Source organism: Salinarchaeum chitinilyticum (assembly GCF_055390775.1).
On the sequence record NZ_AP043888.1, the window covers coordinates 1,946,392 to 1,959,797 of the forward strand.

The 13,406-nt window shown below is 67.8% G+C and carries 13 protein-coding genes; 10 read left to right on the forward strand and 3 right to left on the reverse strand.

What is annotated here, in order from left to right; all coding sequences use genetic code 11:
* Positions 1 to 477 precede the first annotated feature (477 nt).
* Complete coding sequence (locus ACZ5KP_RS09375; protein WP_460922111.1) at positions 478 to 1,266, forward strand: helix-turn-helix transcriptional regulator; 789 nt, start codon at positions 478 to 480, stop codon at positions 1,264 to 1,266.
* Positions 1,267 to 1,460: 194 nt separating this feature from the next.
* Here the strand turns inward: ACZ5KP_RS09375 and ACZ5KP_RS09380 are convergent, their stop codons facing one another.
* Both ACZ5KP_RS09380 and ACZ5KP_RS09385 read right to left on the reverse strand, forming a co-directional pair.
* Complete coding sequence (locus ACZ5KP_RS09380) at positions 1,461 to 1,976, reverse strand: DUF21 domain-containing protein (RefSeq protein WP_460922109.1); 516 nt, start codon at positions 1,974 to 1,976, stop codon at positions 1,461 to 1,463.
* A gap of 97 nt (positions 1,977 to 2,073) precedes the next feature.
* Positions 2,074 to 2,355, reverse strand: coding sequence for a hypothetical protein (locus tag ACZ5KP_RS09385; RefSeq protein WP_460922107.1), 282 nt, complete (start codon positions 2,353 to 2,355; stop codon positions 2,074 to 2,076).
* 508 nt (positions 2,356 to 2,863) lie between these two features.
* Between ACZ5KP_RS09385 and ACZ5KP_RS09390 the strand changes: the two genes are divergently transcribed.
* The 9 genes from ACZ5KP_RS09390 to ACZ5KP_RS09430 all read left to right on the forward strand — a co-directional run bounded on the left by ACZ5KP_RS09390 (position 2,864) and on the right by ACZ5KP_RS09430 (position 12,410).
* Entirely contained in the window at positions 2,864 to 4,093 is a 1,230-nt protein-coding gene (locus ACZ5KP_RS09390) for an ABC transporter substrate-binding protein (RefSeq protein WP_460922105.1), read from the forward strand.
* A 2-nt stretch (positions 4,094 to 4,095) separates the two neighbouring features.
* Positions 4,096 to 5,355: an ABC transporter substrate-binding protein gene (locus ACZ5KP_RS09395; protein WP_460922103.1), complete on the forward strand. Its 1,260-nt coding sequence runs from the start codon at positions 4,096 to 4,098 to the stop codon at positions 5,353 to 5,355.
* A gap of 2 nt (positions 5,356 to 5,357) precedes the next feature.
* Complete coding sequence (locus ACZ5KP_RS09400; protein WP_460922101.1) at positions 5,358 to 6,593, forward strand: ABC transporter substrate-binding protein; 1,236 nt, start codon at positions 5,358 to 5,360, stop codon at positions 6,591 to 6,593.
* A gap of 2 nt (positions 6,594 to 6,595) precedes the next feature.
* Positions 6,596 to 7,777, forward strand: a complete 1,182-nt coding sequence (locus ACZ5KP_RS09405) for an ABC transporter substrate-binding protein (protein ID WP_460922099.1) — start codon at positions 6,596 to 6,598, stop codon at positions 7,775 to 7,777.
* A gap of 68 nt (positions 7,778 to 7,845) precedes the next feature.
* Positions 7,846 to 8,787 carry a DUF7551 domain-containing protein gene (locus ACZ5KP_RS09410; protein ID WP_460922097.1) on the forward strand — a complete coding sequence of 314 codons (942 nt, stop codon included), beginning with the start codon at positions 7,846 to 7,848 and terminating at the stop codon, positions 8,785 to 8,787.
* Between the two features lie 2 nt (positions 8,788 to 8,789).
* On the forward strand, positions 8,790 to 9,572 hold the full coding sequence (locus ACZ5KP_RS09415; protein ID WP_460922095.1) for a DUF7260 family protein: 783 nt from the start codon (positions 8,790 to 8,792) through the stop codon (positions 9,570 to 9,572).
* 90 nt (positions 9,573 to 9,662) lie between these two features.
* On the forward strand, positions 9,663 to 10,736 hold the full coding sequence (locus tag ACZ5KP_RS09420; protein WP_460922093.1) for a HEAT repeat domain-containing protein: 1,074 nt from the start codon (positions 9,663 to 9,665) through the stop codon (positions 10,734 to 10,736).
* A gap of 94 nt (positions 10,737 to 10,830) precedes the next feature.
* Positions 10,831 to 12,021, forward strand: coding sequence for an ABC transporter substrate-binding protein (locus ACZ5KP_RS09425; protein WP_460922091.1), 1,191 nt, complete (start codon positions 10,831 to 10,833; stop codon positions 12,019 to 12,021).
* Between the two features lie 5 nt (positions 12,022 to 12,026).
* Positions 12,027 to 12,410, forward strand: coding sequence for a DUF7552 domain-containing protein (locus tag ACZ5KP_RS09430; RefSeq protein ID WP_460922089.1), 384 nt, complete (start codon positions 12,027 to 12,029; stop codon positions 12,408 to 12,410).
* A gap of 43 nt (positions 12,411 to 12,453) precedes the next feature.
* Here ACZ5KP_RS09430 and ACZ5KP_RS09435 read toward each other — a convergent pair whose 3' ends face one another.
* Positions 12,454 to 13,230, reverse strand: a complete 777-nt coding sequence (locus ACZ5KP_RS09435; RefSeq protein WP_460922087.1) for a DUF2797 domain-containing protein — start codon at positions 13,228 to 13,230, stop codon at positions 12,454 to 12,456.
* Positions 13,231 to 13,406 lie beyond the last annotated feature (176 nt).

A 13,406-nucleotide genomic window follows, 5' to 3' on the forward strand; every position in this document is an offset into this window, starting at 1 on the left:
CTTCCAAACAACCCGATAGCCACCCCGGAGCGATCGATTGTGACCCCATCGATCGTGTACCCGTTACCGTTGAAGGTGCCGCTGAATTCGTTGCCGCTGGTGCCTATCGGATCGAAACCCGCACCGCCGTTCCAGCCTGCTGTTGCGCTCGCGTCCACGTCCTCGACGAGCACGTAGTGGGCATCCAAATCGTTCTCCATCGCCTGCAGTTGCGTCGCGTTCGTGATCTCGTATGGGTCACTCGCGGTCCCGGATCCCTCCATTCCCTCTGGCCCCGACGCCGTGGCTGGCGCCGACGCCATTGCGAGCCCGACGAGACAGCACGCTACCACCAGCACACCCACCCTGACTCCCCTGGTACGCATAGACGAGAACTGCCCGATACCGAGGTTATAGCCACCGATGAGCCAGCTGTTCAGCCCTGAACAGCCGGTCCGAGTGTGAACCGTTATAGTCGTCGCCACGAGAGTCGATCCCATGGAAGAGGGGGAGGGGGATGCAGGTCGCGCGGTGCTTCGTCGCCGTCTGGTGCTCGACGCCTGCGCTGAGGCTGCCCTCGATCGCCGGCAGCTCGTCGAGTGCACCGGGCTTTCACGGACGACCGCCTATCGGGCCACCGTCGAGCTCCAGGAGCGCGGCTGGCTCGAAGGAACCACCGACGGCTATCGAACGACGGATCGTGGGATCGCACTCGCCGGTGCCGCCGACTCGTTTCTCGACGCGATCGTTTCCATCGAACGGCTCGGTCCGCTCTTCGACGCGATCCCCTCCCCGGAGCTCCGGGCGAACGCCCACCTGCTCGGTGATCCACGGGTGACCACCGTCGACGCCTCGAACCCCTACCGGGTCGTCGAGCGGGCGATCGAACGCTTCGAGGCGGCCGACCGCGCTCGCGGCGTCAGCGCCAGCATCAACGATGCCGAGGCGCTGGAGGACGCCGTCTCGATGATCGACGCGGTCGAACGCCTGGAGTGGATCTTCGCAGAGAGCGCGCTCGAGGCCCACGCGACCGTCGCCGACGAGACGTTCTTCGATTCGATCGAGCGCCCGCACGTCTCGCTCTCTGTCGCCCCCGACGACGCGATTCCCTTCTCCTTCACCGTCGACGACGATGACGTCTCGATCACGGGGCACGATCCCAACACTGGTCTTCCTACGGTGCTCGTCGAATCCGATGCCCTCGCCGCCCGGGCGTGGCTCGACAGCCAGTTCGAGGCCGCTGCAGCCGCGTCGACGCCGATCGCCGACTGGCTCGAGGCCGAGTGAGTCTGGATCGCCAGGGAACGGCCGGTCCCGTCGCGCCGATCGTCCGCCTACTGGGTGTGACAGACCGACCTCAGCGGCGTCGCGTGCCGAAGACTGCTCGAACTGGGCGGGACGGCTACACGCAATCATTTCATATCGCGTCATATGGTTTGTCACCGCGTCCCCCTGTCGAAATCGCCCCCTGACCAGACTGATCACTCCTCGAGGTATGCCGTCTCGATTCGCGTCTCGCCGCCGATCCGTTCGTTCACCCGGCGGGTCACGGCGTCGAAGACGGCGACCAGTGGGTAGAGCACGCGGCCGGCGATCGAGAGCGGGGTCGCGACGACCAGCGACCACCGCTCGGACTGGCCCAGCCCGTAGGACTTCGGGACGATCTCGCCGAAGACGAGGACGACGAAACTCGCGACCACCGTCGCGACCGTGATGGCGCTGCCCGCCGGGAGATATTCGATCGCGACGACGGTCGTGATGCTCGCGATCGCGACGTTGACCACGTTGTTCCCGACGAGGATCGTCACGAGCAGCCGGTGGGGATCGCTCCGGAGCGCCTGGAGCGTCGCGACGCGGGGATCGTCGGTTCGCTCGTGCTCGTCGATCCAGTCGTCGGTGAGCGAGAAGATGGCCGATTCACTGCTCGAAAAGAACGCGCTGATCGTGACGAGACAGACGAGGACGCCGACCGTCACGCCGAGGAAGAGTGGTGGCATACGGGCAGTCGACGGCCTGGCCGGAAAAACGTCGGGAGGATTACGGTGGTCCCGATGCCGCGAGGCCGTCCGGTCCCTCGAATCGTGTGGACGCTTCTTACCGCAGCCGCTGCAGCAGTCGGGGACTCGTCTGTTCGGTCTCGCGTGGAGCCGGGACGTCGGCGTTCTCGATCTCGCCGCGTGCATACTCGACAGCGTGCCCGCCGGCCGTTCGCGCGTGCGAGAGCGCCGCCGTCGCGTGGTCGGTCGCCTCGTTCGCTTCTGCCCGGGCCTCGGTGCGCGGGTCGGGCGCTTCGTCCTCCGCTCGCCGCTTGCGGATGGTGCGGACGGTCAGTACGCCGGCGCCGAGTGCGACGAGAGCTGCGATCTTGGTTCTCATAGGGATTCACGGACCAATTGGGCCTAACGAGAGATAAGTCGTTGGTTGCTGTGGCAATGATTCCGTCTGGAATTGGAATTCGATCCTGCAAGTGCAGGGAATTTTGTACGCACGTTCTTCGTAATCGCATTAGTGCCGCCCGATACGATGATCGAATGGAGCCTGACACAGCGAAAACGTCCCGTCGCAGCTGGCGTTATTTATATAGTATATCGTATAACGCAATATCAAAAACCGGCCATATTCCTGCGTACGCTGCCGGAGCGCCCATCTACTGCGGTATCGGATTGCCGACCCTCGATTGGGGTCCAACCGACGGACGGTGACGGGTTCGTCCGATCAAATCTGGAGTTCGATGACGGCGCTACGTTGGGACTGTCCGCCCGGGCTGAGCGAATGCGCTGCCTTCCGCTCCGGGACGTCGCCGTACGACCGCACCGTGGCGCCGCGTTTTTCGGCTGGCCTAAGAAATCGAAACGCATTTAAATATTTAGGCAAGCCTAAAACCATGGAACGGGATCAGTGGAGCAGTGTGGAACCGACCCGACGTGAGTACGTGCGACTCGGCGGTGCGGCCGTGGGTGGCACCCTGCTCGCCGGCTGTCTGTCCGGGAACGACTCCGGCGACTCGGACGACGCCGCCGACGGCGGTGACGGCGACGGGGGATCCGGCAACGAGTCTGATCCGACCGGTGACGACGGCAGCTACACCGTCGAGATGGCGCCGATGGGCGAGGTCGAGTTCGACACCGTCCCGGAGACCATCTTCACGCGGCTGACCCACCACGCCGGCATGGCCTTCGCGCTCGGTCGCGGCAACGACGTAAACTCGATGCACGCACCCGGCTACTACGACGCGCTCTGGAACCAGTTCACGCCGCGCCTCGAGGGCGTCTCACTCGACTGGACGGGGCTGTACTCCTCCTGGGAGCCGGGCAAGGAGAAGCTCTACTCCCTCGACAGCGACGTCCACCTCGCCGATCCCGCGAGCGTCGCCCAGCTCTCGGACTGGGGAAAGTCCGATCTCGAGGAGATCGGCGACGGCGTCGGTCCGTGGTTCGGCAACACGCTCAGCGATCGTCACACCCAGGCGCCCAGCGGGTGGCGCGACGCCTACGAGTACTACACGCTCTGGGAAATCTTCGAGAAGGTCGCGCAGGTGTTCCAGGAGCAGGCACGCTACGAGGCGCTCGCGGAGATCCACGACTCGCTGCTGGCGACCATCGAGGCCGATCTGCCGCCCGAGGGGGAGCGCCCGAGTGCGGTGTTGATCGGTGCGAGCTCGATCGAGAGCATCTACGCCTACACGCTCGACAACCCCGGCTTCCTGAGCTCCCACGTTCGACCGCTGAAGCCCAATCCCGCGTTCAGCGACGAGGTCACCTCCCAGTCGACGGTCGACATGGAGACGATGTTCGAGGCGGATCCGGACGTGATCTTCGCGCTCGGCGGGATGCACCCCGACACGGGGATGGAAGGCATCCGGCAGAGCTTCGAGGACCACGACGTCGGCAGCGAGCTCACCGCCGTCCAGAACGACCGCGTCTACGCCCAGGGCGCCCGGTACCAGGGACCGATCCTGAACCTCTTCCAGCTGGAGATGACCGCGAAGCAGCTCTATCCCGACGTCTTCGGCGAGTGGCCCTACTACGCGGAGGGGCCGTACCCGGAGATCCCCGAGGACGAGGCGCTCTTCGATCGCGACCAGGTCGCCGCGATCATCCGGGGTGAGTTCTGAGCATGGCTCGCGACGACGCCGGCACGGAACGCGCTGCACCCACGCGACGGGACTGCGTGAAGTACGGTGGCACAGTCCTGGGCGGTGGCGTGCTCGCCGGCTGTCTGAGCGGGAACGACTCTGGCGATTCCGACGACACCGCAACCGGCAACAGGGATGGCGGATCGGGGAACGAGACCGACTCGACTGGTGGCGACGGTAGCTACACCGTCGAGATGGCGCCGATGGGTGAGGTGACGTTCGACTCGGTGCCCGAGAGCGTGTTCACGATTCTGACACACCACGCGGACATGGCGCTGGCGCTGGGCTACGGCGACGCGATCAACGCGATACACGGACCGGAGTACTACCAGTCGCTGTGGCGAAAGTTCACGCACCACCTCGACGGCGTGAGCGTCGACTGGGAGGGACTGTACTCCTCGTGGCCACCGGCGGAGGAGATGCTCTACGAACTCGACAGCGACGTCCATCTCGCGGACCCGGCGAAGGTCGAATCGGCCGACGGGTGGGATCGCGACGCCGTCGACGAAATCGCCGAGAGCGTCGCACCCTGGTTCGGGAACACGTTCAGCGATACGCACCAGAGCCCGCCGGACTCCTGGGCGGGAAGCTACGAGTACTACACGCTCTGGGAGATCTTCGAGAAGGTCGCACAGGTGTTCCAGGAGCAGGAACGCTACGAGGCACTCGCGGAGGTTCACGACTCACTGCTGGGAACGATCGAGACCGATCTGCCGCCCGAGAGCGAGCGGCCGGACGCCGCGCTCGTACTGTTCTCTACGTCGAGTGACAGTATCTGGGGCTACAAGCTCAACCATCCGGGATACTACGCAGCCCACACCAGACCACTCGGTGCGACGGACGCGCTCGCCGACGCCGTCGGCTCGGGCTACGGTGCCGATGGCGGAAACATCACGCTGGATTACGAACTCCTCATCGACGCCGATCCGGACGTGCTCCTGGTGCTGGGTCCGATGTCGGGCTCACCGAAGATCTCGGACGTTCGCGCGGAGCTGGAGTCTCACGAGGCGGCGAGCCAGATTGCGGCGGTCGAGGAGGGACGCGTCTACACGCAAGGGACGCGGAACCAGGGACCCCTCGCCAACCTCTTCCAGCTGGAGATGACCGCCAAGCAGCTCTATCCCGACGCCTTCGGCGAGTGGCCGGGATACAGCCACGGCGATCCGTACCCCGAGATTCCAGCCGGGGAGCAGCTGTTCGACCGCGACCGCGTCGCGGAGATCGTCAACGGGGATCTGTAGCCATGACCGAGGACGACGGGGTCCCGGTCGGAGCACCGACCCGGAGAGAGTACGTGAAGATCGGCGGTGCTGCCGTCGGCGGCGTCCTGCTCGCCGGCTGTCTGAGCGGGAACGACGACGGTGGGACCGACGACGGCCAGGCCGGCGACGGCGAGACCGGCGACGCCGAGCCGAACGGAAACGACTCCGCGAGCGACGGGGGCACCGGGGACGGCGACGCCAGCGAGTCCGGCCCCTACTCGGTCTCGATGGAGCCCGTCGGCACCGTCGAGTTCGACGAGGTGCCCGAGACGTGGTTCCCCTACACCGGTGACTACGCCGACATGGGCGTCGCGCTCGGACAGGCCGACGGGCTCTCGGCGATCGGCGTCAAGGCCCGGTTCGGGACCCACCACTACGAGGAGCTACCCGGCGTCTCCGTCGACAAATCCGGCTTGACCGAGCTCTGGCAGGGCGGCACGGGCAAGGAGATCTTCTACGAACTCGACGCCGACGTCCACGTCATCGATCCGAACTTCATGATCAACCGGATCGGGTGGGACCAGGGCGACGTCGAGGAGATCGGTGACGGCGTCGGCCCCTTTTTCGGCAACACGATCTTCTCGCGGGCCTACGGCTGGCACGACGACTACGCCTACTACTCGCTCTACGAGGCCTTCGAGAAGCTGGCCGAGCTGTTCCAGGAGCAGGAACGGTTCGAGGCCTTCCGCTCCTACCACGACGAGGTCCTCGCGGACGTGCAGGCCCGCCTGCCCGACGAGACGCCGAGCGTAGCGATCCTCTACCCGGCGGAGGTGCCACCGGACGCCTTCTACCCGTACCTGATCGGCGATGGCGCCCAATCCAAGCACTGGAACGACCTCGGCGTGGAGTGCGCGCTGACGCAGGCGGGCGTCACGGACGCGCAGGCCGGCGGCGGCACGCTGGACTACGAGGGGCTCATCGAGATCGATCCGGACGTGATCGCGATCCGGCTCCAGGGCGAGGTGACCCAGTCCTACATCGACGAGGAGATCACGTCCCACATGCAGGACCACGACCTCGCCAGCCAGCTCACCGCCGTCGAGAACGACCGCGTGGTCTACGGCGGCCTGACCTACCAGGGGCCGATCATCCACCTCTTCCAGCTCGAGCAGGCGGCCAAGGGACTCTACCCCGGGGAGTTCGGGGAGGTCGGCGGTGGAGAGCAGCTGTTCGATCGCGAGGAAGTCGCGGACGTCGTCAACGGAGGGTTCTGATCATGACTGACAACGAGAACACGCGCGAGGCACCGACGCGACGAGACTGTGTGAAGTACGGCGGCGCGGTCCTGGGCGGTGGCGTACTCGCCGGCTGTCTGAGCGGGGATTCGAACGGTTCCGGCGACGATGCGACGGAGCGCTACCAGGCCTGTATCGAGCCGGTGGGCTGTGTCGGGTTCGAGGCGGTGCCGGAGACCTACATCGTCAACAACGGCGAGTGGGCCGACATGGCGTTCGCCCTCGGGCAGCGCGACGGGTTCCTGACGGCGACGACGATGACCCCCGGGTTCCTCTTCGAGCCCTTCGGACTGGACGTTCCGCCGCGCTCGGAGACGGCCAGCCTCGACACCACCAGCTGGGACAAGGAGGTGTTCTACGAGGAGGAGCCGGACGTCATCCTGATGGACCCGAACTACATGCACGCCACCGGCTGGGACAGCACGTGGGACGAGTCCGACACGCAGGAGATCGCGGAGAAGGTCGCACCCTTCTTCGGCAACAACATCCTGCGGCGACGCGAGTGGCACGACTACCGGCTCTACTCCCTGTACGAGGCGTTCGAGCGGCTGGCGGAGTGTTTCCAGGAGCGCGAGCGCTACGAAGCCATCGCCGAGATCCACGATAGCGTCCAGGCGGAGGTCCAGTCCCGATTGCCGCCCGAGGACGAGCGGCCGTCGATCGCGCTCATCAACAGCGCGTCGAGTCCGGCGGAGGGAACGTTCTACCCGATGCACACGCAAGCGGAGGGCGTCGAGACGAAACCGTACCGCGACCTCGGCGTCGGGAGCGTCTTCTCCGCCGAGACGGCAGCAGGTGGGTCGATCGACTACGAACTGCTGCTGGCCCTCGATCCGGACGTCATCGTCGTCCACTGGGGTATCGGAACGACTGGTGGCGGCGACCAGTTCTCGCCCGCTGCCTTCCGTGAGCAGTACGTCGAACCCTTCGAGGCCCACTCCGCGGGCAGTCGGCTGACGGCCGTGGAGAACGGCGACGTCTACCCTGGAGCGTACGGGTCCCAGGGACCGCTCGTCAATCTGCTCCAGACGGAGATGGTCGCCCAGCAGCTCTATCCGGAGGCGTTCGGATCGTTCGACGTCGAGTCGTTCCCCGACGTCCCCGAGAGCAAACGACTGTTCGATCGCCAGCAGGTCGCGGACGTCGTCGCCGGCGATTTCTGAGCCATGACACGCACTGGGACTCAACCGGGCGTTCGGCCGCGCTCCCGCCCGTCGGAGGTGGTCCGTTCGTGATCGGAACGACGCTCGGCGAGATCCGCTCCGCCGTCGAGGCGCTCTCCAGCGAGGACGGGAGCTACTACCTCGTCTGCGCTCGCACCGGCGATCGCCCGGTGCCGGCGGCCGACCTCCGCTTCGATAGCAGGGCGTGTGCCCGCGCAGCCGCGACCGCGACCGAGCAGTACCGCGCGGCGCTCCGCCGGTACGATCCCCAGCTCCCCTACTACGACGTCGTCGCCTGCCAGGCCGGCGAGACCGAATCCGACGGGCGCAGTGGGGGCGTCTGGACGGCCACTGCTGGGAGGGACCGACGCGCTGGCGGTGACGCGGGGGATAGCGGTCGGTTCACGCCAGCGGCCAGTGCGAGTTCCGGCGAGCGATCGGCGCTCGTCGAGTGTTGCCACCGCGTCGTCGCCGCGGCGTTCGAGGCGCTCTCGGCGGCCGGCCACGACGCCGTGGAGTCCGCGGTGATGGACGCCTACGTCGAGCTTGCAGAGGCGGTCGAGGATCCCGACGAGCTCTGCTGTTGTCTCCTCGAGTGCATGGCGGCCGAGATCGACCGAGAACTCTCTCCGCGCCAGCAGGCCGCCGTCGTCGCGGACGCCGCCGACCGGCTGCCCGCACCGCAGCCGACGGACCGGCCGCTCTCGGCGACGCTCGAGGACCTTCAGGCGCGCGGGCTGCTCGCCGGCCACGCCCGGTCGCGGTGGTCCGCCGACCCCGATGGCGCCAGATCCGTCGTCGCGCTCGTGGACGGCTACGTGCTGTCGCCGCGTGACGGACGGCTGCCCGTGCTCCCGGTCGTCGTCGAACTGCTTCGACGCCAGCCAGACTGGCAGCCGGCGACGCTCGACGTCGTCGCCCTCGACGTGGGCTGGAAGCTCCGCCTGACGCTGGCCGACGAGACGCCGCCACGCGGGCTCGCCAGCGCGCCGATTCGACGGAGGGCATAGCGATGGTGACGACGCACGTCGATCGCGCACGGGATCGGATCGACGCCGAGCGAGACGCGGTCGAGGCGAAGCAAGCGGCGTTCGACTCGTTCGTCGATCGGGTCGAGGAGCTCTCGCCGGCGCCGTCGACGACGGGCGCGGTGGCGACGGCCGCAAACGGGCTGCTCGCCCGGACCTCGTCCCCGAACGACGACGGCTGTGCGGCGGTCCGGTCGGCGTTCGCGGAGACGGTCCGTCCCCACAGCGTCGACGACCTCGACGATCCGGAGCCGCTCCTCGAGACGATCCGGTCGGAGCTCTCCGATTCGATCGCGGTCGCGCTCGCGCCGACGACGGACACCACACTCTCCCCTGGGCTGGTGGAGCTAATCGTCTCAGAGGCCAGGAAGCGGCGTGCTGAAGCCGCCGTCTTCCGTCGCGCCCTCGATCGGGAGGCGGCCCAGCTCGCGGCCGCAGCCGACGTCGTCGACGAGATCACCGGCTGGATCGTCGAGGCCGACGAACGGCCCCTCTCCGAGCTCGGCTTCGACGCGCTCCGGCGTCGCCACGAGCGGCTCGCGAGCGACCGCGATCGCTGCGAGGCGCTCGCGATGGACCGGCAGGCGTTCCTCCAGGGGACGACGAGCGAGGGCGCGGAACTGGGGGTCCGCCACCGGCACATCCTGGAGTACTGCTACCAGGACTTCCCGATCGACCACCCGGTGCTCGTCACCGTCGTCCGGCTCGACGACGTCTGTGCCGACTGCCAGCGGGCGGTTCGCAAACACCTGGTGCGGCGGTGCTGATTCCCGTGTCGAGGCCCCGTCCGTCCCCGTCGCTCGTGGGCACGGGGCATTTTTGACGGCGGCCGTGTGAGAGCAAGACGAACCGCACCGATGGACGACGCCCCGACCGCACCCACCGCGACTCGACTGCTTGATCTCGACGAACCGGAGGCGGCCGAGCGATCGATCGAGGACGCGATCGCCGAACTCGAGTCTGCGCCGGCAGACGACCGGAAGGCGACGATCCGGTCGCTCCGCGATCGCATCGAGGCGGATCCCGATCGCCTCGAGCGCGCCCGGGACGAGGTCGAGGAGCTACTCGCGGCGCTCGTCACGTTCCTGACCGACGAGGAGCGGGCGGTGCGCCTGACGACGGCGAAGCTGTTCGTCGCCGTCGCCAGACCGCTGCCCGAGGCGGTCGAGCCGACCGTTCCCGCGCTGGGCGAGCGGCTCGCCGACGACGAGGAGTTCTACTTCGTTCGCGCACGGGCCGCCGAGGCGCTGGGCTACGTCGCGCTCGCCTCCCCGGACGTGGTCGCGAGCCCGGACACGCTCGCCGACCTGACGGTCGGCCTCGCCTTCGACGAGCCGGCCGTGAAGACGAAGCTCGCGAAGGCGCTCGAACACGTCGCACTGGGCGATCCGGCGCGGCTCGCCCACCACGCCGAGACGATCGCCGAGCACGTCGACGACGAGGACGAGCTCGTGCGCTATCACTGCTCTACCGCACTGGCTGCGATCGCCAGCGAGCGGCCCGATGCCGTCGTTCCGGTCAGCGACGAGCTGGCCGAGCGCGTGGCAGTAGAATCGCAAGATGGAGAGGACGGTGCGTTCGTACTCGGCCGACTCTGCGAGACGCTCGGGATCCTCGCTCGTTCCGCGGCCGTCGACGTCCCGGAGACGATCTGCCGAGAATTCGACGAACCCGGGGAGCCGTCCGCCGTCGAACGACCGGACGAACCGTTCGCCGTCGATCGGATCGAGTTCGCCAGGAGCGCCGCATCTCCGCACGATCGAACCGACGTCGACCTGCCAGCGACGATCGGCACGGTCGAGGGCATCGAAGCGACCACCGACGACGCCGTCGAGGCGATGACTGCACCCGACGACGCCTGCCCGGACTGCGGGATCGCCAGACCGCCACAGGGACCGCCAGTCTGCCCGGGCTGTGGCGCGCCGTTCTGACCACCTTCTGCGCTTCGTTCGGACTGGACGACCCGGAATTTAGGCCAGCCAAAAAACCGATAGGCCTATATTTGTTTAGGCGGGCCTAAAACACATGGCAACGGACGAGCCGACGGCCGACGGATCGACGCGACGCGAGTACGTAGCGGGGGCCGGCGCGCTCCTCGGGACTGGCCTCCTCGCGGGCTGTGCGGGCTACACGCCGAGCGGCGACGGTGACGCCGGTGACGGCTCCTACACGGCCTCGGTCTCGCCGGTGGGCGAGGTGAGCTTCGACCAGGTCCCCGAGGACGTGTTCACCGTCTTCACCCAGTACGCCGACATGGCCGTTGCGCTGGGCCACGGCGACGCGATCAACGCCGTCTACGTCCCCGAGATGTCGGGGACGACGATGAACCACTACTACGAGCACCTCGACGGCGTCGCCTTCGAGTGGGACGGACTGGTCGATCCGCTCAGCGACGGGTTCGGCAAGGAGCAGCTGTACTCGCTGGACAGCGACGTCCACCTCACGGATCCCGCGTGGGCGGCCAGCCAGAACAACTGGGATCGCTCGGACACCGTGGAGATCGCCGGGACCGTGGCGCCGTGGTTCGGGAACTTCTACAGCGGGACCCGGGCCACGCCGCCCGGCGACTGGGGGAGCGACTACGAGTACTACACGCTCTGGGAGCTGTTCGGCCACGTCGCGGACGTCTTCGACGAGCGCGAGCGCTACGAGGCGCTCGCCGAAGTGCACTCGAATCTCGTCACGTCGATCCAGGCGGAGCTCCCGCCGCCCGAGGAGCGGCCGACGGCGGTCCGCGCGACGCTCGCCGCGGACGGCAGCTCGTTCTACACCTACCATCTGAACGAACCGGGCTACTGGCTCGCGGACACCCGGCCGCTCGGCGCGAACGACGCCTTCGCGGACGCCGACTGGGACGGGCTCTGGGGCACCGTCGGCTACGAGACGATGCTCGAGGCCGACCCCGACGTGTTCCTCCACCTCTGGGGCCTGACGCCCAACTACAGCATGGCGGAGACGCGGTCGAAACTCGAAGCCCACGACGCGGGCAGCCGGCTGACCGCGGTGGAGAACGATCGTGTCTACCCCGCCGGGATGCGCTACCACGGCCCGATCATGAACCTGTTCCAGATCGAGATGGGCGCCAAGCAGCTCTACCCGGAGCGTTTCGGCGAGTGGCCCGCCTACGAGGACGGCGAGCACTACCCCGAGATTCCCGCCGAGGAACGGCTGTTCGACCGCGAGACGGTCGCGTCGATCGTCCGTGGGGAGGTGTAGCGGCGATGAACGACGCCGGCGACCCGTCCGATTCGCCGGCGACGCTCGCGGAGCTGCGCGAGCGCATCCGCGAGCTCTCGACGGTCGACGGCGAGTTCGTCGTCGCCTGTGCGCGGACCGGCGAGTCGCCGGTGCCGATCGACGGCTATCGCTTCCCGGATCGGGAGACTGCGGCCCAGGCAGCCACTGTGACGATCGAGTACCGCGAGCGGCTGCGGCGGCTGGATCCCCGGACGCCGCGCTACGATCCGGTCGCACACGAACTGCCGGTCGAGGCCGGGAGTGGCGCCGTCACGGCGCTGGCGCCGCCAGCCGAAGCACCGCTGGCCGGTTCCGGCTACCGTGACTGGCGGCGTCCGGTGGGCACCGACGCCGGACTCGACGAGTGACTGCTGGGCGGTCTCGATGTGACGCTGCGTCGAGCGACCAGTCTCAGGAGAAGGCGCCGAAACTGGCCTGCTTGCCCCGATCGCTCGCACCGGCTTCGAGCTCGTAGCCCAGCAGGTCCCGCATGTCCACGGCGTAGTTCGTCCCGTGCTCTTCGAGGACGAGGATCCGGCCCTTCACGCCGCGGACGGTCCCCGTCGCGGTCGTCTCGGGAACGGGCGCGTCCTCGACCTCGAACCCGTAGTCGAACGAAAACTGGTCGTGGACCTCGAAGTCCGGTGGAAGATCGGATTCGAGCGTCTCGGCGAAGGCCCCCTCGTCGAACTCGGCGTGGAGCCCCGCGATCTTCGTCGGCACCCGGACGCGATCGGGGATCCGCTCGGCGATCTCGGACTCCAGTTCGCGAGCGATCCGCCCGTTCGCGACGGTGCGGACGTGCGCCGCGCGGTCGGCGCCCTGCTCCTGTAGCCGCGTCGGGAGCCGGTCGAGATACGTGACGCCGATCTTGTGGACGTCCGGCGCGAAGCCGGCGAGGTAGATCGCGTGCTCGCCGTGGCAGTCCATCTCCGGTTTCAGGCAGTCGCCGGTACAGCGCGCACAGACCCAGGTGTGGGTGTGGACGTCGCAGTAGGGCGCTGCGGTCGCCTCGCAGGCCTCGTGGGTGCCGTCGGCGAGCGTCCCCGCACAGCGGCGCTCCCCGAGGCTGTAGGCGAGGTCGACGCCCGGTTCGAGCGCGAGCCGCTCGATCTCGCCGCTCTCCTCGGCGAGCAGCAGCGCTGGCCCGCCGTCGTGGCCCGTCCGGACGTAGTCGACGACCTGCACGAGGTCGGGTACGGGGTGGGCGGGGAAAAGTCGTACCGATCCGGTTGCGATGGTGTGGTTTGGTGATTCGGGTTGCAAGCGCTTCGACTACAACTGGTCGCACTGCGAACCACTTGGAAGCCCCCTCCCGCTCGACCGCCCGCGGCTCGTTGCGCGCTTCGCTCAGTCGCAATGCT

Coding starts and splice junctions, on each gene's coding strand:
- ACZ5KP_RS09380 (WP_460922109.1), bottom strand. CDS start 1,976: ATGCCACCACTCTTCCTCGGCGTGACGGTCGGCGTCCTCGTCTGTCTC.
- ACZ5KP_RS09400 (WP_460922101.1), top strand. CDS start 5,358: ATGACCGAGGACGACGGGGTCCCGGTCGGAGCACCGACCCGGAGAGAG.
- ACZ5KP_RS09375 (WP_460922111.1), top strand. CDS start 478: ATGGAAGAGGGGGAGGGGGATGCAGGTCGCGCGGTGCTTCGTCGCCGT.
- ACZ5KP_RS09430 (WP_460922089.1), top strand. CDS start 12,027: ATGAACGACGCCGGCGACCCGTCCGATTCGCCGGCGACGCTCGCGGAG.
- ACZ5KP_RS09415 (WP_460922095.1), top strand. CDS start 8,790: ATGGTGACGACGCACGTCGATCGCGCACGGGATCGGATCGACGCCGAG.
- ACZ5KP_RS09420 (WP_460922093.1), top strand. CDS start 9,663: ATGGACGACGCCCCGACCGCACCCACCGCGACTCGACTGCTTGATCTC.
- ACZ5KP_RS09390 (WP_460922105.1), top strand. CDS start 2,864: ATGGAACGGGATCAGTGGAGCAGTGTGGAACCGACCCGACGTGAGTAC.
- ACZ5KP_RS09425 (WP_460922091.1), top strand. CDS start 10,831: ATGGCAACGGACGAGCCGACGGCCGACGGATCGACGCGACGCGAGTAC.
- ACZ5KP_RS09395 (WP_460922103.1), top strand. CDS start 4,096: ATGGCTCGCGACGACGCCGGCACGGAACGCGCTGCACCCACGCGACGG.
- ACZ5KP_RS09385 (WP_460922107.1), bottom strand. CDS start 2,355: ATGAGAACCAAGATCGCAGCTCTCGTCGCACTCGGCGCCGGCGTACTG.
- ACZ5KP_RS09405 (WP_460922099.1), top strand. CDS start 6,596: ATGACTGACAACGAGAACACGCGCGAGGCACCGACGCGACGAGACTGT.